Genomic DNA, 23,813 nt, shown 5'->3' with positions numbered 1-23,813 from the left:
CAGCCCGTGGCTAGTGATCGGCGCCATCCTGTTGCTGGGGGCGGTGATCTATGTCGCCTCCGCCCTGTTTTGAAACCAAGGAAGCCTGATGAATATCCATGCCCTGAGTGCCGCCTCCTTCGCTGTTCTCATGCTGGCCGCCTGTGGCGACAATCGTACCGACGATGTCGTTCAGTCGCCCGCACCCGGCGCGCAACCCGCCCCGGTGACCGAGACGCGCGCCGACGCGGCGACGGCTGACGCAGCCCTGGCCTTCGGCATGTCGCGCTCTCAGTTGGAAGACGCAGATCTTCTGTCCGCCGACAACACCGACCTCGGCGATGTCGAAACCCTTGTCCTGGATGCGTCCGGCAAGTTGACCCACGTGGTGGTCGAACTTGAAGGGCCGGACGACGTGAAGGTGCAGGTTCCCGTCGATCAGATTCGCGGTCTTGCGCGCAACAACGCCGCCGACAAGGATCTGACCACTGACCTGACGGCGCAGCAGTTGGCGGCCCTGCCGCGCTGGACGCCGCCGGCGCAGTAACCCTTTCTCCCGCTTGACCCGGACGGCGGGGGCGGTCATTGCGCGCATATGAACATTCTGCTCGTCGGATCCGGAGGGCGTGAACACGCCCTGGCCTGGAAAATCGCCCAGTCGCCGCTGGTCACGCGGCTCGTCGCCGCGCCCGGCAATCCCGGCATGGCGAAACACGCCGAGCTCAAGTCCGAGATCAAGGCGACCGACGCCGACGCCCTGACGGCCCTGGCGCGCGAGATGAAGGCGGACCTGGTCGTGGTCGGCCCCGAATCGGCCCTGGCCGAGGGTTTGGCCGATCGCCTCAACAGCGTAGGCATCCCCTGCTTCGGCCCGACGGCCAAGGCGGCGCAGCTGGAAACCTCGAAAGCGTTTTCGAAGGCCTTCCTGCAGCGTCACGGCATCCCGACGGCGGGCTACGGCGTCTATGAGAACGTGGCAGAGGCCAAGGCGGCGTTGAACAACTACGCCGCCCCCTATGTCATCAAGGCCGACGGCCTGGCGGCGGGCAAGGGCGTGGCCATCAGCCCCGACAAGGCCGACGCCGAGGCCGAGATCGAGCGGATGCTGGGCGGCCGCTTCGGCTCGGCCGGGTCGCGCGTGGTGATCGAAGAGTTCATGGACGGCGAGGAGGGCTCGCTGTTCGCCTTGTGCGACGGCAAGCAGGCCGTCCTGTTCGGCGGGGCCCAAGACCACAAGCGCGCCTTCGACGGCGACTTGGGGCCGAACACGGGCGGCATGGGCGCCTATTCGCCGGCGCCGGTCTTTACGCCCGAACTGGTGCAGCAGGCCGACGAACGCGTGGTCCAGCCGACCATCCGCATGATGGCCGCCGAGGGCGCGCCCTATCGCGGCGTCCTCTACGCTGGCCTGATGGCGACGGATGAAGGCCCCAAGGTGGTCGAGTTCAACGCCCGCTTCGGCGACCCCGAATGCCAGGTGCTGATGATGCGCTTCGACGGCGACATCGTGCCCCTGCTGCTCGCCTGCGCGCGCGGCGACCTGTCGAAGGCGTCGACGCCCCGGTTCAAGGACGGGGTGGTCATCACCGTGGTTCTGGCGGCCAAGGGCTACCCCGACAGCCCGCTGGAGGGCTCGGTCATTCGCGGCGCCGATCAGGATTTCGGCCCTCACGTCCAGGTCTTCCATGCGGGGACCAGGAAGCGCGACGACGGCGCTCTGGTCGCGGCGGGCGGTCGGGTGCTGAACGTCTGCGCCCATGGCGCCGATATCGCCGAGGCGCGTGCCCGGGCCTATGAGGCGGTCGCCAAGATCGACTGGCCCGGCGGTTTCCATCGCTCGGACATCGGCTGGCGGGCGCTGGAGCCGCGTTAAGCGGCGTCCGGGAATGGAGCCGCGCTGAGCGGCTCCCGGAACAATGTAGCCGCGCTGAGCGGCGATGAAGGGTTCGGCGACGGCTGGCCGCCGAACCCGTCTCCTGATCAGGCCAGTTCCGAGCGACGGCGTTGGATCATCAGGGCGGCGCCGCCGGCCAGGGCCAGAGCGAAGAGGATCATCGCCCATTCCGTCATCGTCGGAACGGCGGCCGGGACGGGCGGCGCGCCCACGGCGTTGGTGACATCGACGCGATAAGCGCCCTTCGTGACCGCCGTGTCGAAAGCCACTACGCCGCTCATCTCATAGCCGTCGGCGTTGGCGGGGGCCCAGAAGTTGATGTCCGTGATCGTGCCGCTGCTGCGATCGAAGACGAAGCCGCTCAACTGACTGCGGGTGAAGGTCGTCGACGTGGGGGCGCCGCCCAGATTGTTGAAGCTTATGGTTGCGGACACCAGTTCCGCAGGAACGGTTCCGAAGTTGCCAACCGTTGTCGTCCCCGTTTGGGTCGAGTTCGCCATTTCCAGCGTCGCTGTGCCGGTCACGCCGCCGGCGCCGGTGAAGCTGCGATGGATGGTGTAGGTCTGGGCGAAGGCGGCAGGCGCGGCCAGCAGAGTCGCGGCGGCGAAGACGACACCGGCGAGGCGACGCAGGATGGAAAACGGCATGAGATGGAGCCCCAGGTAGGAAACGAAGGTTTCCCGAAACGGGACGTCTATCTACCCGAGATCCCCCACGGTCAAGCTTGAAGCTTGCCCGTTACGCCATGGCGAATAGGAGCCGGCCCTCGCCCATGCGTTCGCGCAAGGGGGCCAGGTCGGCGTGGGAGACCGAGAAGCAGCCGTAGGACCGGCCCAGCTTGCCCTCGCGGGCCAGGAAGGTCGGGTCGGCGTAGTCGGCGCCGTGGATGATGATGGCCCGTTCGCGCGCCCGGTCGTTGGAATACTCCAGCCCGTCCAGCAGGACGTTCGGCCCCTGCTGCGAGCCCCAGCTGGCGCCGGCCGTGGCGTAGGCGCCGATCGACGACATGTGGCTGTCCATCTGGTTCGAGAAACGCTGGGCGAAGCCCGAATGGGCCGGGTCCGAGCCGCGGCCGTGGCTGGTGCGATAGGCCGTGACCCAGCCGCCTTCCAGATCGACTTCGTAGAAGCGGTCCTCGCCCGAGAACTTCTGGAAATCGACCAGATACATCCGGTCGCGTTTGGAAATCTTGTGGCCGTGGGTGTCCAGGGCGGCGTGGGCGCGCTCCATCAGGTCCTTGCGGACGACGCCGTGCGGATCAATGACGGGGCCGGAGGCCTTGGCCGTAAGCACAGGCTGGGCCACAACGGTCGGGACCGGAACGACAGGAAGGCTGGCAGGCGCGGCGCCGGCGAGCTGGAGGTTGGTGGTCGAAGCGGCGGAAGAACATCCCGCCAACAGGGCCGAACCGCCCAAGATCAAGCCACGTCTGGAAAGCCGCATGCGACGCCCCTCGCACGATTAAACAACTGTATCGGCTTGTTTCACAAAGCCCCGTAACGACGCAACCTGAGCCTTGGCGAAAGCCGCCGACCCGGTAAGGTGACGCCCGTAGTTCTGGGAGGGACCGATGAAGAAACTGGCTCTGATTGTGACCGTCGCCGTTCTGGCCGCCACCTCGGCGCAGGCGCAGCAAGCCCCTGCGGTCGCTGCCGTTTCAGCGGAACAGCCGACCACGTTCGTCCAAGTGGGGCGGCTTCTGGCCGATCCGGCCAGCGGCCGGGTGCTGCGTGATAAAACTCTCGTGATCAGAGGGAACCAAGTCGTCGAAATCCGCGACGGCTTCGTCGGCGACGGAAAAGTGGTCGATCTGCGCGGCGCCTTCGTCCTGCCCGGCCTGATCGACAGCCACGTCCACCTGACCAGCCAGCAGAACCCCAACGGCCGTCTGGAGAACGTCACCGAGTCGAACGCGACCCAGGCCATGATCGGTGCGCGCTACGCCCGTCGCACCCTGAACGCCGGCTTCACCACGGTCGCCGATCTGGGGGCCAGCAACGAATCCATCTTCGCCCTGCGGGACGCCGTGAAGCGCGGCGACGTGCCTGGACCGCGCATCATCGCGGCGGGCTCGGCGGTGTCCGTCCACGGCGGTCACGGCGACATCAACGGCTATCGCGAGGACGTCATGCACGTCCTGTCGCCGGAAAGCGTCTGTTCGGGCGTCGAGGACTGCATGCGGGCGGTGCGCCTTCAGGTCCGCAGCGGCGCCGACATCATCAAGATCACCGCCACCGGCGGCGTTCTGTCGAATACGGCGGCGGGCCTGGCCCAGCAGTTCAGCGAGGACGAGCTGGCCGCCATCGTCGCCTCGGCCCACCGCATGGGGCGTCAGGTCACGGCCCATGCCCACGGCGTTGACGGCATCAACGCCTTCCTCAAGGCGGGCGGCGACTCCATCGAGCACGGCACCTATCTGGACGACGAGTCCATGCGTCTGTTCAAGGCGCACAACGCCTGGCTGGTGCCGACCCTGATGGCCGGGGACTATGTGGCCCGCATGGCCTCCGGCCCGGACAACTTCTTCACCCCGGCCCAGACCGCCAAGGCGCTGGAGGCCGGGCCCAAGATGCTGGACATGGCGCGCCGCGCCCATGCCGGCGGCGTCCGCATTGCGTTTGGCACCGACTCCGGCGTCTCGGCCCACGGCGACAACGCCCAGGAGTTCGCCCTTCTGGTCCGCGCGGGTCTGACGCCGCTGGAGGCCATTCAGGCCGCCACCGTCGGCGCCGCCGAGCACCTGAAGATCTCGAACGAAGCGGGCCGTCTGTCGCCGGGCATGCCCGCCGACCTGATCGCGGTCTCGGGCGATCCGCTGAGCGACGTGACCGAACTGGAACGCGTCCGCTTCGTGATGAAGGGCGGTCAGGTCTTCCGTCAGGACTGACGGTTCAGTCGACCCAGCGGGAAGTCGGCGAAGGCCGCTTCCTGCTCCAGCCGAGCGACGACCGGCCAGGCGACGATCCGGTCGCGCCACGCGGGCGGCAGGCGCACCCAGTCCTTCTCCGTCGTGACCAGCCCGGCGTCGAACAGGGCCGCGCGCTCGTTCAGGAAGGCGAAGTCGCGCTCCGACAGTTCGGCGTGGTCTGGGAAGGGGACGAAGTCCTTCAGGTCGCAACCGGCGGCGATCAGCGACCGCTCGACCTTCCATGGCTTGGCGATGCCAGCGAAGCCGACCTGCGGTCCTGACGGCGGCGCGGCGGCGGGCTCCAGACGGGCGATGAAGACGGGCAGGGCGCCGAAGGTCTCGACCAGTTCGGGATCGGCTTCTGGCAGGTCGGCAGGCAGGAGGATGACGACCGCGTCGGCGCGCGCCAGACCCGCCTTCAGCGGCTCGCGCATCGGACCGGAGGGGAAGACCGAACCGTCGCCGAAGGGCCATTCGTCGCCGCGCGTCTCGCCATCGACGACGATCAGGCTGAGGGTCTTCTTCAGCGCCGGGTTCTGATGGGCGTCGTCCAGCACCAGGGCCTCGGCCCCGGCGGCGACGGCGGCTTTCGCCCCGGCGACGCGGTCGCGGGCGATCCAGGCGGGGGCGTCGGCGGCCAGCATCAGCGGCTCGTCGCCCACGTCGGCGGCGGTGTGGACGGCCAGATCGACCTGAACCGGGCCTTCCAGCGATCCGCCGTAGCCGCGCGACAGGGCGGCGGCCTTGACGCCTTGGGCGTGCAGCAGGCGCAGGACCTCGCGCGCGATAGGCGTCTTGCCCGAACCGCCGACCGTCAGATTGCCGATGGAGATGACCGGGGCGCCGGGATCGACCGGCGTGGTCCTGGCGATACGGCGGGCGGTGACGCCGCTCCAGATCCACGAGGCGGGCTTGAGCAGCATCCGCGCCACCGGGGCATGGCGGCGGTCGCGGCTGTACCACCAGCGGGGCGTGTTCAGCTTCATCGGCGGCCTCGCGACGGGGCGGCGGGCAGATGGGCCTGCAGGGCCAGCCACAGGCGGTCCAGCCCGGCGGCGGCCTCGGCGGCGGCGCGGCGGCCGCGCTCGCCCATGTCGCGCGCCGCGTCGGGATGGGCCAGCAGCGGGCCGACGATGCCCGGAAGTTCAGAAGGCGACAGGACCGAGACCAAGCCGCCGGAGTTTTTCAACATCCGCGTCACCGCGTTCCAGTTGCTGGCGTCGGGGCCGGTGACGACCGGCTTGCCCAGACGTGCGGGCTCCAACGGATTGTGTCCGCCGACGGCGCCGCCGCCCAAGGCGGGCGCGAAAGATCCGCCCATCACCACCACGTCGGCCAGCCGCATGAACAGGCCCAGTTCGCCGAGGGTGTCGGCCAGATAGATGTCGGTGTCGTCGGTGATCGGCTGACGCAGACTGCGCCGCGCGAAGCTGTAACCGTCCTGAGCCAGCGACCGCGCGATCTCGTCGGCGCGGTCGGGGTGGCGCGGCACGACGATCAGGAACAGCCGCTCGGCCAGATGGTCCAGCGCCCCGACGACAGCCATTTCCTCATGCTCGTGCGTGCTGGCGGCGACGACGACGGGGCGGTCGTCGATCAGGGCCGAGAGGCGCCCGAACTCGCCCTTGTCATAGGGCAGGGGCTCGCCCGACAGCTTCAGATTGACCTGACCATCGACGCGGGCGCCGAGCGCCGTCAGCCGGTCGGCGCTGGCCTGATCCTGCGGCCAGACATGGGCGAAACAGGCCATCAGGGCGCGGGCCATGCCCGGGGCCTTCTTCCAGCCCTCGGCCGTCTTGTCGGTGATGCGGGCGCTGACCAGGGCCAGGGCGACGCCGCGCTTTTTGGCCGCCGTTAGCAGGTTGGGCCACAGCTCGCTCTCGACGAAGACGCCGATGGTGGGCCGCCAGTGGTCGAGGAAGGCGGCCACGGCGCCGGGGCTGTCCACCGGGGCGAACTGGTGGATGACGCCGGGCGGCAGGCGTCCAGCCAGAATCTGCGCCGAGGTCAGGGTCCCGGTGGTGACCAGGACGGTCACGTCGGGGCGGTCCTTTTTGATGCGCTCGGCCAGCGGCAGGATGGACAGGGCCTCGCCGACGCTGACGCCGTGGATCCAGATCAGCGGCCCTGCGGGGCGGGCTGCGCCAGCCAGGCCCAGGCGCTCGTCGACGCGCTGCGGGTCTTCCTTGCCCTGCTTGACGCGGCCGTCGAGCAGGCGCGGGGCCAGGGGTTCGATCAGCCGGGTCAGCAGGCGATAGGCGATCAGGGCGGGGCTTATGATCACGGCCTAGATCCGCTCCAGCCCGACGATGGCGTCGGCGCGGGCTTCCACCGCGGTCAGGCGCTCGGTCCAGTCGGCGGCGACCTCGGACATCTCGGCGCCTTGCGGATACCAGGCCTTGTCCCAGACGACGGCGCCCTTGCCAAACGGAAGCGGCAGGACCGCCCGGTCCCAGCTGTTCAGCCGAACCGCAGGCTTGCATGAAATGCCGATGAACAGGACCGGTGCGCCCGAAATCTTCGCCATCAGGGGCAGGCCCTCGGCCATCTGCCGCGCCGGGCCGCGCGGACCGTCCGGGGTGACCGCCAGTCCGCCGACCTTCAGCTGTTTCAGGCCGTCGCGCAGGGCCTGGGTGCCGCCCTTGGACTGCTTGGCCTTGTCCTTGTTGCTGGAGGAGCCGCGCACGGCGGGGATGCCCAGACGCCCCACGGCGCGGGCGAAGAACTCGCCGTCGGCGCTGAGCGACACCAGGCCCTTGACCGGCTGCGCCCGCTTCATCGGCCAGCAGGCCGGAGCCAGGGCCAGTCGCGAGTGCCAGAAGGCGCACAGGACGCCGCCGCCCTCGGCCCAGACCTCCTCGGCGACCTGTTCGTTCTCGTATTCCCAACGGATGGTGGCGTAGCAGAACCGCATCCATTCCGAGAGGATCCAGGCCATGGAGGTCTGGATGATCGGGTTGCGCAGCGGCCTCATGCGCCGGTCTCGTCGGGCAAGGCGGACGCGTCGACAGGCGCGGGGCCGTCCAGCGACTGCTGCCTGGCCAGACGGGCGTAGAGCCCGCCCTTCCTGACCAGGGCGCCATGCGTGCCCTGCTCGACCACGCGACCCGCCTCGATGACATAGATGCGGTCGGCGTTCTGCACCGTCGACAGACGGTGGGCGATCATCAGGGTGGCGCGGCCTTGCATCAGCCGCTCCAGGGCGGCCTGAACCAGGGCCTCGCTTTCGGTGTCGAGGGCGCTGGTGGCCTCGTCCAGCAGCAGGATGGGGGCGTTCTTCAGGAAGGCGCGGGCGATGGCGATGCGCTGGCGCTGGCCGCCCGACAACCGCATCCCGGCCTCCCCGACGCGGGTGGCGTAGCCTTCGGGCAGGGCGGTGATGAAATCATGGGCGGCGGCGGATCGCGCAGCCTCGATGATGTCTTCGGCTGTCGCGCCCTTGCGGCCATAGGCGATGTTGGCGGCCACGGTGTCGTCGAACAGGAAGGGCTCCTGCGTGACCAGCGCGATGTGATCGCGCAGAGACGACAACCTCAGTTCGCGGATGTCGCGGCCGTTGACGGTGACGGCGCCGGCGGTGACGTCGTAGAAGCGCGGCAGCAGGGACAGGATGGTCGACTTGCCGCCGCCCGACGGGCCGACGAGGGCGATGGTCTCGCCCGGCGCGACGTGCAGGCTGACGTCCGACAGGGTCGGCGCGCCGCCTTCTTCATTGGCGGCATAGGTGAAGGAGACATGATCGAAGGCGACCGTGACCGGCCCGGTCTCCAGCTCGACGGCGTCGGTCGCCTCGCGGATCTCTGGCTCGATATCCAGGGCGGTGAACAGGCGACGCGCGGCGGTCATGCCTTCGCTGAGGACGGTGGTCAGGTTGGTCACCTGACGCAGGGCCTGTCCCGCCAGCAGCAACATGCCGATAAAGGAGGCGAAGGCGCCGACCGTCATCTGGCCCTGACTGGCGCTCCACCCCGCATAGGCCATGACAGCGGCGACGATGGCGTAGGCGACGATGTCGCTGGCGGGGCCGGCGAAGGCGCGGCTGTCGGAGCCCTTGATGATGTGGCGTTGCCGACGGGCGATGACCTCGCCGACGCGGGCCTCCTCGGCGGCTTCGCGGTTCTCGATCTTGATGACGCGGACACCGTCCAGGTTCTCCATCAGGGCGCTGGACAGGGCCTCGGTCTCGACCATGGCGCCGCGCGCGGCCTTGCGCGATTTCTGGCCGAAGCGGCGGATGATCCAACTGACGACGGGCACGCCCAGAAGGACGATCAGGGTCAGCGGCAGGTCGATGAAGCCCATGGCGACGATGACGCCCAGCAACATCAGGGCGTTCTGGGTGTAGTTGACCACGCCCGAGGTGAAGGCTTCGCGGACCAGGTTGGCGTCGAACAGGACGGAAGAGACGAAGGTCCCCGAATGCTGGCCGCGCAGCCGCGACAGGTCGGCCCGGATCATGCCCGAGAACAGTTGCTTCTGGATGTCGCCGACGATGCCGTGGCCCAACCGGTTCACCAGAGCCGCCTGAGCCGCCATGGCCAGCGACCGGATGAGCGCCACCATGATGATGAACAGCGGGATGAGGATCAGCACCCTGTCCGACGGGATGCTGACCAGGCCCCAGACCTGAACCGGCCCTTGGTGCTGGGTGAACAGCAGGTCGATGGCCGGTTCGAGGAACTTCAGCAGCAGGGCGGTCAGGCCGCCCGAGATCGCGGCGCAGAGCATGGAGGCGAAGAAGGCGCCCTTGTGCCGGGACAGGTAGTCGCGCCAGATGCGGCCCAGAAGCGGTCGCAGGGGTTCGCGAGTGTCGGATGCGGGCGCGGGAACGGTCATTGGCTCTCGGTCGAACGGGACGGGCGTCAAGTCAAGCCGCCGCCGTCAAGCTGATGGTGACGCGGTGCGGTTTCGTCGCTATCTGCGGCCTATGGCGCGCTATGATCTGACAACGCTGATGGGCCGGTTCAAGGCGCATTGGTCCTATTTCTGGGCCGATCACGCCTTCCTGCGCACGGCCTTCACCAACGCCCATTGGCTGGGGCCGGACCTGGTGCGCTCCAACCAACCGTCGCCGGGGCAACTGGCCTATTGGCAAAGGCGCGGCATCAGGACCGTCATCAACCTGCGCGGGCAGCGCGACGAAGCCTATTACTGGCTGGAGAAGGAAGCCTGTGCGCGGCTGGGTCTGACCCTGATCGACGCGCCGCTGGATTCGCGCGATCCGCCGGGGCGGGACCGCATCGACCGGGCGCGCGACCTGTTCCGCACGATCGAATATCCGGCTTTGATCCACTGCAAGTCGGGCGCGGACCGAGCGGGGATGATGGCGGTCCTCTATCGCCACTTCCATCTGGGCGAGCCGATCTCGGCGGCCATGTCGGAACTGGGCAAGCGTACGCTGCACAGTCGCGAGGGCCTGACAGGGGTGCTGGATTATACGCTGGAGAAGTATGTCGCCGAGGTCGAGCCGACCGGAGTCAGCTTCGAGGACTGGTTCGCCAGCGACGCCTATGATCCCAAGACGATCCGCGCCGAGTTCAAAGCCGGCTGGTGGGGCAAGCTGGTCGTGGACCGCTTGTTGAAGCGCGAATAGGACTTAGCCCCAGGGGCCGCGCTTCGGGCCGTGCTGGGCCGTTTCCGCGCCGCGACGCGCCTTGCGGTCGGCTTCCCACTGGCGAAACCAGCGAGCATAATTGCGTTCGCGCCCGAGAACGATCAGCCACAGAGCCAGAACGCTGATCAGGGAGATGATCCCGAACAGCTGTTGACCGTCGAGGGTTTGGCCAAACAGGGTCATGGTCACGGCTCCGGCTTGCGGGACGGATGATGATGCCCGGATTCGGCCGGCGTGATGGGGTCGTTCCAGGCTGTGTCCTGATCCTCGCCGGGACGGGGCGTGTGCGCGGGGCCCTTATTCACGACCCAGACGACGGCGACCACGGCCAGGATCACCAGCAGCAGGACGATCAGGGTGGGCGTCATGATCAGCACCTCTTCAGAAACGCCAAAGGCGGCTGACGAGAAAGCGCGTCAGCCGCCTGTGCGGTTCCGTAAACCTCGCCGTGAGGCGAAGGCGGCGGATCAGACGTCCGAGCGCGGGTCGATCAGCTTGTGCGCGTGCAGGATGAAATAGCGCATGTGGGCGTTGTCGACGGTGGCCTGGGCGCGGGCCTTCCAGGCCTGCTTGGCTTCGTCATAGCTGCCGTAGGCGCCGACGAACTCAACCTTGTCCAGGTCGCGGAAGACCGGCTCGGACGGGTGGCGCATCTCGCCGCCGATGACGAGGTGAAGCAGTTGAGGGTCGTGCGCAGTATTGGGGGCGTCAGCCATGGAGAGGGGGTTCCATTGCGAGAGGGGATGATCAGATGGCCAGCGGGATAGGCGCTGTGCGCCTCACGATCAACGGGTGAAGGGCCGGCGCGGCGCAGATCAGGCTGGTTTGTCGCGGATCGGGACGATTAAAGCACCATGGGCGGCCCATGTGGTCGCTGACGCGGGCGCCCGCCTCTTCGGCGATCAAGGCGCCGGCGCAGACGTCCCAGTCCCATTTGGGGCTGATGGCGATGGCCGCGTCAAAGGCCCCGGCGGCGACCAGAGCCATGCGATAGGCCAGGGCGTTGCGCTTGGTGAAGCGCATTTCCGGCCAGGGCTCGGCCCATTCGCGCGCCTCCATCAGCCGGGCGTCGGCCAGAAGCTCGGCGTCCTCCAGGGTGTCGGTGTCCGAGGCGCTGATCGGGCGGCCCTGCAGTCGCGCGCCGTCGCCGAGGGTGGCCTCGAACATCTCGCCCAGCATGGGGGCGTGGATGACGGCGGCGACGGGGCGGCCGTCCTCGACGACGGCGATGGGAATGCACCACCACGGCTTGTTCTTCATATAGGCCACGGTGCCGTCGATGGGGTCGACGACGAAGATGCGTTTTTTCGTCAGACGCTCAGGGCTGTCCGCGGTCTCCTCGGACAGCCAGCCGTAGTCGGGGCGGACGCTCAGAAGCGCATCGCGCAGCAGTTGATCCACCGCCAGGTCGGCGCTGGTGACCGGCGAGCCGCCCTCCTTGGACCAGACCTTCAGTCCTGCCTCGCGATGTTCGAGCGCCAGCTTGCCCGCCGCCAAAGCCGCGTCGCGGATCAGTTCGAGGTCGGCGCTGAGATCAGTCATTTTCCGGCGATGGCCACCGCGTCGAACATCAGGGAGGGGCTGTTGAAGGAACCCCGGAATTCCAGATCCGATCCGCGCACCAGCCGGGCGTAGAGGTCGATCAGATTGCCCGCCACGGTCACTTCGCTGACCGGATAGGCCAACTCGCCGTTCTCGAACCAGAAGCCGGACACCCCGGCCGACCAGTCGCCGTTATTGGCGTTCAGCGAGGGGCCGAACATGGAGGTGATCAGCAGCCCCGACCTGGCCTCGGTCATCAGGCCCGCCTTGTCGCGCTCCCCCGGGGCCAGGTGCAGGTTGTGGGTCGAGACACCCGACGGCCCGGCCAGCCCGCGCGAGGCGTGACCGGTCGAGGCCAGGCCCAGCTGGGCGGCGGCGGCGGTGTTCAGCAGCCAGGTGGTGATGACGCCGTCCTCGACGATGTTGCGTCGTTCGACCGCCACGCCCTCGTCGTCAAAGGGGGTCGAGCCGAGGCCGCGCAGACGGAACGGATCGTCGATCATGTCCACGCCCGCCGGCAGGACCCGTTGACCGAGCTTGTCCTTCAGGAAGGAGCTGCCCCGCGCGATGGCCGGGCCGGAAATGGCGCCCAGCAGGGGCGACAGGACCTGGGTGGCGATGCGGTTCTCGAAGATGACCGAGGCGGTGGTCGAGGCGATCTTGCGCGGGCCGACGCGGGCGACGGCGCGCTCGCCCGCCTTCAGGCCGATCTCGGCGGCGCCGGGCAGGTCCGACAGGTGGCGTGTCGCCCGGCTTTCGCCGCCGCGCTCCATGGCCCCGTCCTTCTCGGCGATGACGCCGACGCCCAGCGAGAAGGCGCTGCCCCGATGGCGGCCGTCAAAGCCGTGCGAGGTGACCAGGCGCCATTCGCTGGCCGACCAGGAGGCGTGACCGCCTTCGGACTTGGACACGCCCGTCACGGCCAGAGCGGCGGCCTCGGCCTCGGCGGCGGCGGCTTCCAGCGCCTCGGCGGTGCGCTCGGACGGATCGAACAGGTCGAGTTCGGCGTGCGGGCCTTGCGCCAGCCGGTCCTGCGGCGCCAGCGAGGCGTAAGGGTCTTCGGGGGCCAGCTTCGCCATGGCCACGGCGCGCTCGACCAGACGGACGCGGGTGGCGTCGGACAGGTCGGAGGCGGAGACGGTGGCCTGACGGCGGCCGATGAAGACGCGTAACCCTAAGTCGCGGGCCTCCTCGCGCTCGACCTCTTCCAGTTCGGCGTTGCGCACGCCGACGGACAGGGAGGCGCGGTGGGCGGAAACCGCCTCGGCGGCGTCGGCGCCGGCCTTCAGCGCGGCGGCGACCAGATCATGCAGGATGTCGGGGGAGGGCGTCTGTGCGGACATGCCCCGATATGGCGGACCCGCCGCCGTATCGCAACCGGCCCGCCGCGCTTCAGAGAATCGACCAACCGATCAGGCTGACCGCCGCCACCAGCAGGGCCAGCCAGGTCAGGATCATGCCGACCGATCGGCCCAGCGACGGGCCTTGCTGGAACAGCAGGCCCAGAGCGTGGATCACCCGGCCCGCGAACAGGGTCCCGCCGACGGCATGGATCAGCAGGGCCGGCGCGCCGAGGAAGGCCAGCAGGATCAGGCCGCACATCCCGGCAGGGATATACTCCGCCGCATTGGCGAAGGCGCGGGTGGCGCAGACCAGCTCGCGCTCGCCGCCGTCCCCGAACTCGACCATGTGCTTGCGGCGACGGCTCACCACCACGCCGGACAGGCCGAACATCAGCAGGATCAGCAGCCCGCCCCACAGGGACGCCGCCTGAATGGTCGGGATCAGGCTCAATGTTCGCGCCCCACAGGATAGAGGCGGAAGCGCTGATCGTAGAAGGGCGTGCGCTCGTAGAACCAGGCCAGGCGGGCGTCGCCATCGGCGGCGAAGGCGGGCTCGGCGGCCAGCTTGGCCTCGAACTCGGCCTTCAGCGCCGGATCGGCCGCCAGCATCTTCTCCGCCAGGGGCGCGATGGCGTAGGCCTCGATGTATTCGACGCGGTTCAGCACCTCGGGGAACATGCCCCAAGCGAAGAAGCTCTCGCTCGACTGCGGCTCCAGCAGCAGGATGGCGACATCGCCCATCGGCTGATCGGTCGGCACGCGCACCGAGCCGACGGGGAAGGTCCAGTCCTTGGCCTCAGGGCGGACCTCGCCGACCGTGATCGGCACATGGCCTTCGTTGGTGCGAGCCGAGACCTTGGGATCAATCAGGCGCAGCATGTCGACGGCGACGGTGCGCGGGGCGGACAGGGTCTCCATCTGCACGCCGTGGGTCTTCAGCCGCTCGATGATGTCGGCGCGATAGGACGGCACCCAGTAGGCGGTCGGGCGCTTCAGCGTCAGCGTCGGGCGCGATCCGAAGTAGGGCACCTGCCACAGCTCCGGGTCCGGCTGGCCAAGCCAGCGCAGCTCGGGACGGCCCGAGGCGACGCTGTCATAGGTGTCGTAGAGGATGCCCTTGAACGGACGGGTGCGGATCGGCTGCTCGTCGCCGACGAAGTTGGCGGGCAGTTCGGCGGGGCGCAGGGCGCGGTCGGCGCTGATGGCGGCGCGCAGGGTTTGGGACTTTTCGGCCAGCAGCTTCAGCGCTTCTTCCAGGAAGACATAGGTCCCCAGAACCCGTTGCTCGTGCGGTTTCAGGCTGTGGTTCTCGATCAGGATGGTCGGGACGTGGGCGGCCGAGCCCCAGCCGTTAGAGTAGCGCTCGCCCAGACCGCCGTCGTTCATGCCCTTCTTCGGGTCGCGGTCATCGATGGCGAAGACCAGCTCGCCGGGGATGTGGCCTTGTGCCTCCAGGGCAGAGTTCATGTCGGGCTTGAAGGCGTCGTCCAGCCATTTGGCGATGGCGGGGCTGCGGCTCCAGACGCCGTCCTCGCCGTTGTAGCCGTAGGTGACGTCGTACTGATAATCGATGCCGTCGGTGACGTGGATGTCGACGTAGAGGTCGGGCTGATACTTGTGGATCAGGCCCATGACGGCCTGCATCTCGGCCTGATCCAGCTTCATGAAGTCGCGGTTCAGGTTCTGGTTGGTCGCCGTGTGACGCCAGCCCTGATTGCGCGGCCCGCGCTGGTTGGGGCGGGAATAGGGGCTGGTACGCTCGTGTCCGTCGACGCTCAGAATCGGGATCAGGATCAGGTTGGCGCGGTCCAGCAGGCCGTCTTTGCCGTAGAAGGCCATGTCGCGCAGCAGCATCATGCCCGCGTCCTTGCCGTCGATCTCGCCCGGATGGATGCCGGCCTGGGCCAGCAGGACGGGCTTGGACGGGTCCAGAGTCGCGCCGTCCTTGGACGCGATCACCGCATAGATGGGACGCCCTTCCGGCGAGACGCCGAATTGCTCGATGCGGATCAGGTCGCTGGCCGCGTCCAGCCGGTCGAACCAGGCGCGGGTGTCGGCGTAGGAGGGCGAGAAGTCATGCCCTGCATCGGCCTCGAAGGCTGTGACCCAGGGATCGGAGGCGTCGCGCAGCAGGGCCTTGGATGCGCCGTTCCACGTCGGCGCGGGCGGCAGGAAGGCCTGGTCCCACGGGGCGACGTTGGGAACGGAGGTCGGGGTCTGGGACATGGCGGGGCTCACGCAGGCGACAAGGGCGGCTACGGCCGCCGCAACGAAGTATTCAGGGCGCATGGCTTTTCGTGGGCTCATCGTCATCGTCTGGCAAGTCACTGACGAGTCTTGGGGGCAAGTCATTGGCAAGGCCTCAGCCCCCGCCGGTCACAGGCGACCAGCCGCCCGCCGCCGCCAGCTCTCCCGCCGAACGGGCCATCTGCCACATCATGTAGAGTAGCACGACGATCAGGGCGCCGACCGCCACGCGCCTCCAGGGCGCGAATGCCGCTGTCGCTGTGCCGGCCACGAAGACGGCGACGCCGATCCAAAGTGGTACTGAACCGGCCAGCTTGGCGAAGCCGGGATCGGCCTGCCCCAGGATGATCACCATCACCGCCACGATCAGATTGGCGCCCAGGATGCAGCCGAACACCAGCTTTCGGTGGGCCCAGAAGTGGGCGTCCAGATCGACGCGCTCATGGGCGCCTTCGGCCGAGACGCGTGGGAAGGTCACGCTGGCGGCCACATAGAAGGTCGCGGCGATGCTCAGGCTGACCAGCAGCAGGAAGGTGTTGAACGGGGCCCCGCGAAAGATGACCCAGGCCTGGTTCCAGAAGGTGGCGATGTCGATGGCCACGAACAGGGCAAGCGCCGGAGTCAGCCAGCCGAAGCGGATACGCTCGCGCTCATGCAGTACTCGCGCGAAACCGCCGACCAGCTCGGCGACCGACAGGCCCAGCAGCAGACCGTAAAAGCTGAAAAAGAACTCGAACGCGCTCAATGCGGCCCCCCGACCATGTCGTGAGGCAAGCTAGACGGTTCCCCGCCGCAGCGCCAGACGGCGGCGGGAATGGCCGGGTGTCAGAACTCTTCCCAGTCGTCGGTCGAGGCCGCGGGAACGGCCGACAGGCCGCGTCCGCCCACGGTCTTCAGGGCCGTCACGGTCCGGGGCGCGGGCGCAGGACGCGCCGCCGGGGCGACTTCCGCGCGGATGCGGAACCGGCCCATAAGTTCGGCCAGGCTGGTGGTCTCCTGCGCCAGCGAGTGGGAGGCGGCGGTGGATTCCTCGACCATGGCGGCGTTCTGCTGGGTCATCTGATCCATCTGGTTTACCGCCACATTGATCTCGCCCAGGCCGGTGGCCTGTTCTCTCGCGGAGGCGGCGATATCGGCGACCAGACCGCTGATCTGGGCCACCTCGTCGATGATCCGGGTCAGGGCCTGACCGGTGTCGTCCACCAATCGGACGCCCTGGTTGACCCGCTCGGTGCTGGAGCCGATCAAGGCCTTGATCTCCTTGGCGGCCTCGGCCGAGCGCTGGGCCAGAGCCCGGACCTCCGAGGCGACCACGGCGAAGCCCCGACCCGCGTCGCCGGCGCGGGCGGCCTCGACCCCGGCGTTCAGGGCCAGAAGATTGGTCTGGAAGGCGATCTCGTCGATGACGCCGGTGATCTGGGCGATCTGCTGGGCAGAGGACTCGATCTCGCGCATGGCCGTGACCGTCTGATCGACCACGTCGCCGCTGCGACGGGCGTTCTGGCGGGTCGTCTCGACGATGTCGCGGGCGCGATCAGCGCCGTCGGAGGCATGGCGGATGGTGGTCGTGACCTCTTCCAGGGCGGCGGCGGTCTCTTCCAGACTGGCCGCCTGTTGCTCGGTGCGACGCGACAGGTCGTCGGAGGCCTGGCTGATTTCGGTGGTGGTCGAGCGGATGCCGGCGGCGCTGCCGATGATGACCGTCATCGTCTCTTCCAGCCGGCCCATGGCCAGGTTGAAGTCGTCGCGCAGCTTGCGATAGTCCTCGGGGAAGGCGGCTTCCAGACGATAGGTCAGGTTGCCGTCCGACAGTTGCGACAGGCCTTCGCCAACCGAGGCGACGACGAGGCGCTGCTCTTCTTCGCTTGCCTGGCGGATGGCGTCGTTGCGCCGGCGCTCGGCTTCGGCGGCGATGCGGCTCTGTTCCTGCTCGGCCCTCAGGCGCTCGGTGTCGGCCAGCTGATGGCGGAAGCCTTCCAGGGCGCGGGCGATGCCGCCGACCTCGTCGGCGCTTTCGGCGCCGCGCACCGGCTCTTCATAGCGGCCGGCGTTCAGCGCCTTGACCGAGGCCGTCAGCCGCGCCAGCGGCTGGCGCACCACCTTGTCGGTGACGAAGAACAGGCTGGCCAGCACCAGAGCCAGAATGACCAGACCCCCGATCATCATGGCGACAGCCAGGCGGTCGGAGGGGCCGTTGATGGCCTTGGTGGGAATGTCGGTCACCAGACCCCAGGTGGCGTTCAGGCCGGGCAGGGGCGCGGGGCTGACGCGGCGCTCGATGCGTTCGCCGGTCAGGCTGCGCAGGCCGCTCAGCAGGGTGGCCTCGTTGCGGCTCAGGACGGCGCGCACGGCCTCGGCCTGATCCTCGGCATAGGGTTTGGTGCGCAGGGCGGCGTTGGGGTGCGACACCCAGGCGCCGGAGCTGGACAGCAGCATGACCTGTCCCGAACCGAGCGGCTTCATCTCGCCCAGCAGGGTCGAGAGATCATCCAGCGCCAGGTCCAGACCGGCCACGCCGATCACCTTTCCGCCCGAGACGACCGGATAGGCCACTGAGGTCATCAGCACCGACTTGCCGCCGACGTCATAGGCGTAGGGCTCGACGATGGCCGGCTTGCCGCTGTTGAAGGGCAGGGTGAAGTAGGGCTGCTCGTAGTCGTTGCCCGCGTTCAGCGGCTGCATGGTGATCACGCCGCCGTCGTTGACCCAGTAGGGCAGGAAGTTGCCGGCGGCGTTCGAGCCCAGATCGACCCGGCCCGCCAGAGAGGCGTCGCGGCCGTCAAAGGCGCCGGGCGCGGCGATGAACCAGCTGCCCAGCACCAGCGGCGTCGCGGTCGCGGCGGGCTTCATCATGGCCATGACCGTGGTGCGGTCGCGCACGCCGGATTCATGGGCCTTGCCGATCATCTCGGCCATCGATCGGGCGGTGGAGGAGGCTTCGCCGATCTTGCCGCTGACGTTGGCCACGGCGCCGTCGCTCAGAGCCTGGGCGTAGTCGTGCGACAGACCACGCGCGACGGTTCGCGTGTTGTGCGAGACGGCGAAGGCCGCGCAAAGCAGCAGGACGCCCGTGACGGCGCCGCCCGCCGTCAGCATTTTACCAGCGACAGTCAGTTTCTTGAAAGCAAGCATGGTCTCTCCCCGATCCTCACCGGCTTAACGGCGAGAGGATTAAGGAGAGGCTATCGCGACTGGAGTTCGGCGATCGCTGTCGGCGCTATTTCCAGATCGGCGTCTTGTCGCCCGGCAGGCCCAGGCGGTCCCAGATATCGTTGACCCGCTCGACCACGGCCTCGTCCATGCGGATTTCCTCGCCCCATTCGCGCTTGGTCTCGGGCTCCCACTTGTCGGTGGCGTCCAGGCCGATCTTGGACCCCAGCCCGCTTTCGGGGCTGGCGAAGTCCAGATAGTCGATGGGGGTGTTCTCGATGACCGTGATGTCGCGGGCCGGGTCCATCTTGGTCGAGACAGCCCACATGACATCCTTCCAGTCGCGGGCGTTAATATCGTCGTCCACGACGATGATCCATTTGGTGTACATGAACTGGCGCAGATAGCTCCAGCAGCCCATCATCACGCGCTTGGCGTGGCCCGGATAGGCCTTCTTCATCGACACCACGGCAATGCGGTAGCTGCACCCCTCGGGCGGCAGCCAGAAGTCCGTGATCTCGGGGAACTGCTGGCGGATCAGGGGGATGAAGACCTCGTTCAGGGCCTCGCCCAGAACGCTCGGCTCGTCCGGCGGACGGCCGGTGAAGGTGGTCAGATAGATCGGGTCTTTGCGCATGGTGATCGCGGTCACCTGGAAGACCGGGAACTTCTCGACCGAGTTGTAGTAGCCGGTGTGGTCGCCGTAGGGGCCTTCGTCCTCGAACTCGTCAAGCAGGACGTGGCCTTCCAGCACGATCTCGGCCTGGGCCGGCACCATCAGCGGCACGGTCTTGCATGGGACCAGTTCGGCCTTTGAGCCGCGCATCAGGCCCGCGAACTGATATTCCGACAAGGTTTCCGGCACGGGGGTCACGGCGGCCAGGATGGTGCCCGGATCGGCCCCCAGAACGACGGCGCAGGGCAGGGGCTCGCGCTTGCCCGCCTTCTTGTGCCGGGCATAGTGCTGGGCCCCGCCGCGATGGGCCAGCCAGCGCATGATGGCCTTGTCCTTGCCCAGGACCTGCATCCGATAGATGCCCAGGTTGAAGTCGTCCTCGCGGTCGTCCGACGGCCCCTTGGTCACGACCAGACCCCAGGTGATCAGGGGCGCCGGCTCGCCGGGCCAGCAGCCCTGGATCGGCAGGCTGGTCAGGTCGATCTGATCGCCCTTCAGCACCACCTCCTGCACCGGGGCCTTCTTCACCGTCTTGGGCCGCATGGACATGACGGTCTGCGCCAAGGGCAGCATCTCCATGGCGTCCGAGAAGCCGCGCGGCGGCGTCGGATTGCGCAGGAAGGCCAGCAGTTCGCCGACCTCGCGCAGTTCGTCCGCCGTGGTGCGTTGCTTCCCCTCCAGCGTCACGCCCATGGCGACGCGCTTCACCGTGCCGAACAGGTTGGCCAGGCAGGGAATGGGGCTGATCGAGCCGTCGGGCATGACCGGCTTTTCGAACAGGACCGCCGGGCCGCCGTTGCGCAGCAGCCGGGTCTGGATCTCGGTCATCTCCAGATGGGTGGAGACGGGCTCCGACACGCGAACCAGTTCGCCGTCGGCTTCGAGGGTCGCAAGAAAATCGCGCAGGGACTTGTAGGCCATGCGCTGACGCTTAGGCGGACGCGAGCCGTCTGTCACGCCGTCCGAAGGTGCGATCGATCGCCACGACGATCAGGCCCACGATCAGGAAGAAGACCAGCAGGCCCGCGAAATAGACTGCGGTCTTGCCCAGCCCCAGTCGATCCACGTCCACGAACCAGTAGGGCCACCAGCCGCTCAGCTTGCCGTGAAGCAGGGTCCAGCCGCCATAGATCAGCACCACGACCAGCCACCGGGCCGGATCGACCCAGCGCAGCCGTCCCTTGGGCGTGAAGACCAGCCAGTCCACGGCGAAGGCGATCGGCATGACGTAATGCAACAGGTTGTTGGCGACCAAAGACCAGCCCTGCGGGTTCCAGGTCGGGGCCAGCAGGAAGTGATAAACCACCCCGACCACGACGATATACATGGTCACGGCGGCCCGGACGCTCTCGCTGAGCGACCAGCGTCCCAGCCGGCTGTTCGGCGCCACGGCCGGCGCCGTCAGGGCCAAGGCCACCAGAATATTCGACAGGATGGTGAAATAGCTGAAGAAGTTCAGCGTCAGCTCGCCTAACCTCATCTGCGGATTGCCGACAACCATCAGTTCGTACTGCAGGCCGAGCGCGAACCAGCCGGCCAGGGCGGCGATGGCGCGATAGAGCCGCGCCATCAGTAGCCCGGCGTATCCGACACCAGCGCCCACACCGGCAGGCGAAGGGCGCGGGTGGCGGCGTCGATGCCGGCGGAATCCAGATGTTCGCGCCCCGCTTCGATGCGGCGCAGGGCCTCGGGCGTCAGGTCGAGGGCGGCGGCCAGGTCATCCGGCGTCACTCCCCTCTGGTCGCGCCAGCGCCGGATGCGGGCGCCGACGACGGCGTCCATCGGATCAATCCCCGGAAAGCCCAGAACCGAACCCATGGCGTCCTCCCGACGCGCGCGTCCTGCGACGCTGTCTATTCAGGCATCCTGATCCCATTGGAAGGCCGCGTCCAGCCAGTCGCCCAGACGGCCGTCGGGGCGCGCCAAAGCGTGAATACGGTCCATTTCGCCCGCCGACAGTTCGAAGTCGAAGATGTCGAAGCTCTCGCGGGCGCGTTCGACCTTTGTGGTGCGCGGAATGGCGATCACGCCCTGCTGGATGAACCAGCGCAGGGTGACCTGGCCATTGGTCTTGCCGTGGCCCTTGGCGATGTCGCCAATCACGGCGTCCCCGGCGATCTTTCCCTGGGCCAGCGGCGACCAGGCTGTGATGGACGAGCCCAGTTCGCGCGCGGTCTCGATCAGGGCCTTTTGCGACAGGTAGGGGTGATACTCGACCTGATTGGTCACCAGCGGCGCCTTCGACAGGGCCGCCGCTTCGCGGAACAGCGCCGAGGGGAAGTTGGACAGGCCGATATGCCGGGTGAAGCCCTGCGCCTGCGCCTCGTTCAGGGCGTCGATGGTCTCCTTGAGCGACGGTGTCGGCTTGGGCCAGTGCAGCAGCAGCAGGTCCGGCGTCAGGCCCAGGCTGATCGCAGACTCTTCGGCCTGACGCAGCAGGGCGTCGCGGTGGAAGTGCTCGACCCAGATCTTGGTGGTCACGAAGATCTCGTCGCGGGCCACGATGCCTTCCGCCACGGCGTCGGCGATGCCGTCGCCCACCGCCTTCTCGTTCTTGTAGATCCAGGCCGTGTCGATGTGGCGATAGCCGATGCGCAGGGCTTCATGCACCATGCGCCGCGCGTCCTCGGCCTCCAGCTGCCAGGTGCCGAAACCGAGAAGCGGGATCTCGACGCCCGAGGCGATGACGGTCGGCTGATCGGAATAGGGCATGGGAGGCTCCGGCATTAAGGAGCGCTCGATATAGGCGCCCGATCAGGCCTCGCCATTGTCCAGCCAGTGGAAAATCCGGTCCCACAAAGGCTCCATGCCCTTTCGGAAGGCGCCTTCGTGGCCGATGCGCCGCGCGCCGAAGTCGCCGGGCGCGTGGACGCTGATCTCGGACGGGGCGTTGGGGTAAACCGTCAGCAGGTCGCGCGCGGTGTTCGGCGTGGCGATGGGATCGTCGGTGAAGATCCAGGATCGGATCGGCGCGGTCACCGCCTCGTAATGATGGGGCCGCAAGCTCGTCTCCAGCTCGCGCGAGAAGTATTCCCGCTTCAGGCACCAGCGCCGCCAGGTGGTGAAGACCCCGCGCGGCAGGTCCGTCCCGCCCCACAGGCCGCCGCCCTTGATATAACCGTGCCGCATCAGGCTGAACGGGCCGAAGCCCAGCCAGAAGAAGAGCTCCATCGGATTGTAGCTGCGGTGGTGCCCGCCCCACCATCCGGTGCCGACCGAGACGAAGGCGTGGCGGTCGATCCGGTCCTGATTGTTCATGAAGCCCAGGAAGTGCCCGCCGACGCTGTGGCCGACATGGACGACGCGCAGGCCCGGCGCCGCCGCGATCAGGGCGTCCAGGGCGGCGGGCATGTCCAGCCGGCCCCAGTCGGGATAGTCGATGGCCGAGCTCTTCAGATCATCAGGCCGCGACCCGGCTATGCCCCGAAAATCATAGGTCAGCACCGCCGCGCCCTGACCCGCCAGATGCCGCGCGAACCGCTCATAAAAGCCCTTGGGGAAGCCGGTGCCGGATGAGACCAGCACGGCGAAGCGCGGCTCCGCCGCCGACACCAGTCGCATCGACAGCGGATAGCCGTCGGCGGCCGGGGCGTAAAAGTCGCGGGTCACGAGCTCGGTCATAGGTCCGTCCTGTTTGGAAACGAACTCTAGCCGAATGACGCGACGTCAGGTCAAGGCTTGGCCGGTTCGGACGCCGTGGTCGGGCCGAGCGCCAGGACGCCGTCGAAGGCGCCGTTGCCATAGGGCTGGATGACGACGCCCCGCGCGGCGGCGTCGTAGGTCTCCGGCAAGGGATTGGCGCCGCAGGCTTCGCCTCTGCAGTTCCAGGCGGTTCCGCCCTGCGGAACCGTATAGAGGCTGACGACCTCGGCGGACGGTAGATGCACCACCGCCGGGGTCAGGTTGAAGCTCTCGATCGTCTTTTTCTGCGCATGAATGTTGCCGACCAGGACCAGCATCCGGCTGTCCGGCGCCTTGCGCGCGGCGGTCGCCAGTCGATGGCCCATGTCCAACTCGGAGTAGGATTGGTTGAAGCCCTGAACGCGCGGGCTGTCGGGGGCGAAGGCGACGACCTTGAGGCTGGGCGTCTCGCGCTGCATCTCGCGCAGGCGCAGCAACAGGTCCAGAACGGCGACGCTGCCGCGCCCGTCATGATGGACGAAGGGGCCATGCGGATAGGCGGCCAGGATGGCGCGCGCTGCCTGCTCGGTTTCGGCCGCCATGAAGGCGTCAAGCATCGACTGCATGCTTTCCGAGAACTCGAGCGCGACCGTCACCGGTCCCTTGTCCCGCGCCGCACAGACCAGATCGGCGAAGGCGGCGGGCGTCTCGGTCGTGCCGTGCATCTCGCCGACGACGACGTAGCGGATCTCTTTCTTCCACAGGGCCTCGACGCCGGGAACGGGCGTGCAGGCGAAAGGCGAAGCGAGGGCGGCGGCGGCCAACAGGGTCGCGATCAT

The 23,813-nt window shown here is 68.1% G+C and carries 25 protein-coding genes; 4 read left to right on the top strand and 21 right to left on the bottom strand.

Going from position 1 to position 23,813, the window contains the following annotated elements:
• The first annotated feature begins 88 nt into the window (after positions 1 to 88).
• Together B3K53_RS09340 and purD are read left to right on the top strand one after the other, a co-directional pair.
• Positions 89 to 526, top strand: a complete 438-nt coding sequence (locus B3K53_RS09340) for a PRC-barrel domain-containing protein (RefSeq protein ID WP_292083955.1) — start codon at positions 89 to 91, stop codon at positions 524 to 526.
• A 48-nt stretch (positions 527 to 574) separates the two neighbouring features.
• Positions 575 to 1,852 carry a phosphoribosylamine--glycine ligase gene (purD, locus tag B3K53_RS09335; RefSeq protein ID WP_292083954.1) on the top strand — a complete coding sequence of 426 codons (1,278 nt, stop codon included), beginning with the start codon at positions 575 to 577 and terminating at the stop codon, positions 1,850 to 1,852.
• Between the two features lie 107 nt (positions 1,853 to 1,959).
• Here purD and B3K53_RS09330 read toward each other — a convergent pair whose 3' ends face one another.
• Both B3K53_RS09330 and B3K53_RS09325 read right to left on the bottom strand, forming a co-directional pair.
• Entirely contained in the window at positions 1,960 to 2,520 is a 561-nt protein-coding gene (locus B3K53_RS09330; RefSeq protein ID WP_292083953.1) for an IPTL-CTERM sorting domain-containing protein, read from the bottom strand.
• A gap of 91 nt (positions 2,521 to 2,611) precedes the next feature.
• Entirely contained in the window at positions 2,612 to 3,166 is a 555-nt protein-coding gene (locus B3K53_RS09325) for a murein L,D-transpeptidase catalytic domain-containing protein (RefSeq protein ID WP_292083952.1), read from the bottom strand.
• Positions 3,167 to 3,443: 277 nt separating this feature from the next.
• Here B3K53_RS09325 and B3K53_RS09320 point away from each other — a divergent pair, with 277 nt between their 5' ends.
• Positions 3,444 to 4,760 (top strand): metal-dependent hydrolase family protein, encoded by a 1,317-nt coding sequence (locus B3K53_RS09320; protein WP_292083951.1) that lies wholly within the window; start codon positions 3,444 to 3,446, stop codon positions 4,758 to 4,760.
• Here the strand turns inward: B3K53_RS09320 and lpxK are convergent.
• The 4 genes from lpxK to B3K53_RS09300 are packed head-to-tail and all read right to left on the bottom strand — an operon-like array spanning position 4,751 to position 9,617.
• Complete coding sequence (gene lpxK, locus B3K53_RS09315) at positions 4,751 to 5,767, bottom strand: tetraacyldisaccharide 4'-kinase (protein ID WP_292083950.1); 1,017 nt, start codon at positions 5,765 to 5,767, stop codon at positions 4,751 to 4,753. The two genes, B3K53_RS09320 and lpxK, sit on opposite strands and share 10 nt — an antisense overlap.
• Complete coding sequence (locus B3K53_RS09310; protein WP_292083949.1) at positions 5,764 to 7,065, bottom strand: 3-deoxy-D-manno-octulosonic acid transferase; 1,302 nt, start codon at positions 7,063 to 7,065, stop codon at positions 5,764 to 5,766. The genes lpxK and B3K53_RS09310 overlap by 4 nt, the downstream gene beginning before the upstream one ends.
• A 3-nt stretch (positions 7,066 to 7,068) precedes the next feature.
• Complete coding sequence (locus tag B3K53_RS09305; protein WP_292083948.1) at positions 7,069 to 7,755, bottom strand: lysophospholipid acyltransferase family protein; 687 nt, start codon at positions 7,753 to 7,755, stop codon at positions 7,069 to 7,071.
• Positions 7,752 to 9,617: an ABC transporter ATP-binding protein gene (locus B3K53_RS09300; RefSeq protein WP_292083947.1), complete on the bottom strand. Its 1,866-nt coding sequence runs from the start codon at positions 9,615 to 9,617 to the stop codon at positions 7,752 to 7,754. The genes B3K53_RS09305 and B3K53_RS09300 overlap by 4 nt, the downstream gene beginning before the upstream one ends.
• A 91-nt stretch (positions 9,618 to 9,708) precedes the next feature.
• Between B3K53_RS09300 and B3K53_RS09295 the strand changes: the two genes are divergently transcribed.
• Complete coding sequence (locus B3K53_RS09295) at positions 9,709 to 10,374, top strand: fused DSP-PTPase phosphatase/NAD kinase-like protein (protein ID WP_292084260.1); 666 nt, start codon at positions 9,709 to 9,711, stop codon at positions 10,372 to 10,374.
• A gap of 3 nt (positions 10,375 to 10,377) precedes the next feature.
• Here B3K53_RS09295 and B3K53_RS09290 read toward each other — a convergent pair whose 3' ends face one another.
• The 15 genes from B3K53_RS09290 to B3K53_RS09220 all read right to left on the bottom strand — a co-directional run bounded on the left by B3K53_RS09290 (position 10,378) and on the right by B3K53_RS09220 (position 23,813).
• The gene (locus B3K53_RS09290) at positions 10,378 to 10,578 is read right to left on the bottom strand and encodes a hypothetical protein (protein ID WP_292083946.1); all 201 of its coding nucleotides are present in this window, start codon (positions 10,576 to 10,578) and stop codon (positions 10,378 to 10,380) included.
• A gap of 2 nt (positions 10,579 to 10,580) precedes the next feature.
• Positions 10,581 to 10,763, bottom strand: coding sequence for a hypothetical protein (locus B3K53_RS09285; RefSeq protein ID WP_292083945.1), 183 nt, complete (start codon positions 10,761 to 10,763; stop codon positions 10,581 to 10,583).
• Between the two features lie 99 nt (positions 10,764 to 10,862).
• Entirely contained in the window at positions 10,863 to 11,111 is a 249-nt protein-coding gene (locus B3K53_RS09280) for a DUF4170 domain-containing protein (RefSeq protein ID WP_292083944.1), read from the bottom strand.
• A gap of 31 nt (positions 11,112 to 11,142) precedes the next feature.
• Positions 11,143 to 11,937 carry a 3'(2'),5'-bisphosphate nucleotidase CysQ gene (locus B3K53_RS09275; RefSeq protein WP_292083943.1) on the bottom strand — a complete coding sequence of 265 codons (795 nt, stop codon included), beginning with the start codon at positions 11,935 to 11,937 and terminating at the stop codon, positions 11,143 to 11,145.
• The gene (locus B3K53_RS09270) at positions 11,934 to 13,280 is read right to left on the bottom strand and encodes a TldD/PmbA family protein (protein ID WP_292083942.1); all 1,347 of its coding nucleotides are present in this window, start codon (positions 13,278 to 13,280) and stop codon (positions 11,934 to 11,936) included. Before B3K53_RS09270 ends, B3K53_RS09275 begins: the two co-directional genes overlap by 4 nt.
• A gap of 49 nt (positions 13,281 to 13,329) precedes the next feature.
• Positions 13,330 to 13,731, bottom strand: coding sequence for an MAPEG family protein (locus B3K53_RS09265; protein WP_292083941.1), 402 nt, complete (start codon positions 13,729 to 13,731; stop codon positions 13,330 to 13,332).
• Entirely contained in the window at positions 13,728 to 15,506 is a 1,779-nt protein-coding gene (locus tag B3K53_RS09260) for a M14 family metallopeptidase (protein WP_292083940.1), read from the bottom strand. The genes B3K53_RS09265 and B3K53_RS09260 overlap by 4 nt, the downstream gene beginning before the upstream one ends.
• A gap of 136 nt (positions 15,507 to 15,642) precedes the next feature.
• Entirely contained in the window at positions 15,643 to 16,272 is a 630-nt protein-coding gene (locus tag B3K53_RS09255) for a hypothetical protein (protein WP_292083938.1), read from the bottom strand.
• An 80-nt stretch (positions 16,273 to 16,352) separates the two neighbouring features.
• Positions 16,353 to 18,659, bottom strand: coding sequence for a methyl-accepting chemotaxis protein (locus B3K53_RS09250; RefSeq protein WP_292083936.1), 2,307 nt, complete (start codon positions 18,657 to 18,659; stop codon positions 16,353 to 16,355).
• 85 nt (positions 18,660 to 18,744) lie between these two features.
• The gene (locus tag B3K53_RS09245) at positions 18,745 to 20,274 is read right to left on the bottom strand and encodes a UbiD family decarboxylase (protein ID WP_292083935.1); all 1,530 of its coding nucleotides are present in this window, start codon (positions 20,272 to 20,274) and stop codon (positions 18,745 to 18,747) included.
• A gap of 10 nt (positions 20,275 to 20,284) precedes the next feature.
• Positions 20,285 to 20,923 carry a Pr6Pr family membrane protein gene (locus tag B3K53_RS09240; protein WP_292083934.1) on the bottom strand — a complete coding sequence of 213 codons (639 nt, stop codon included), beginning with the start codon at positions 20,921 to 20,923 and terminating at the stop codon, positions 20,285 to 20,287.
• The gene (locus B3K53_RS09235; protein WP_292083933.1) at positions 20,923 to 21,171 is read right to left on the bottom strand and encodes a helix-turn-helix domain-containing protein; all 249 of its coding nucleotides are present in this window, start codon (positions 21,169 to 21,171) and stop codon (positions 20,923 to 20,925) included. The genes B3K53_RS09240 and B3K53_RS09235 overlap by 1 nt, the downstream gene beginning before the upstream one ends.
• Positions 21,172 to 21,210: 39 nt before the next feature.
• On the bottom strand, positions 21,211 to 22,065 hold the full coding sequence (locus B3K53_RS09230) for an aldo/keto reductase (protein WP_292083932.1): 855 nt from the start codon (positions 22,063 to 22,065) through the stop codon (positions 21,211 to 21,213).
• A gap of 42 nt (positions 22,066 to 22,107) precedes the next feature.
• A complete protein-coding gene (locus B3K53_RS09225; protein ID WP_292083931.1) occupies positions 22,108 to 22,974 on the bottom strand; it encodes a serine aminopeptidase domain-containing protein in 867 nt (288 codons plus the stop codon).
• A gap of 50 nt (positions 22,975 to 23,024) precedes the next feature.
• Positions 23,025 to 23,813, bottom strand: coding sequence for a hypothetical protein (locus tag B3K53_RS09220; protein WP_292083930.1), 789 nt, complete (start codon positions 23,811 to 23,813; stop codon positions 23,025 to 23,027).

Source organism: Brevundimonas sp. UBA7506 (genome assembly GCF_002479495.1).
GTDB lineage: Bacteria > Pseudomonadota > Alphaproteobacteria > Caulobacterales > Caulobacteraceae > Brevundimonas.
The sequence above is the reverse complement of the archived record's forward strand: the minus strand, read 5'-3'. Positions and strand labels throughout refer to the sequence as shown.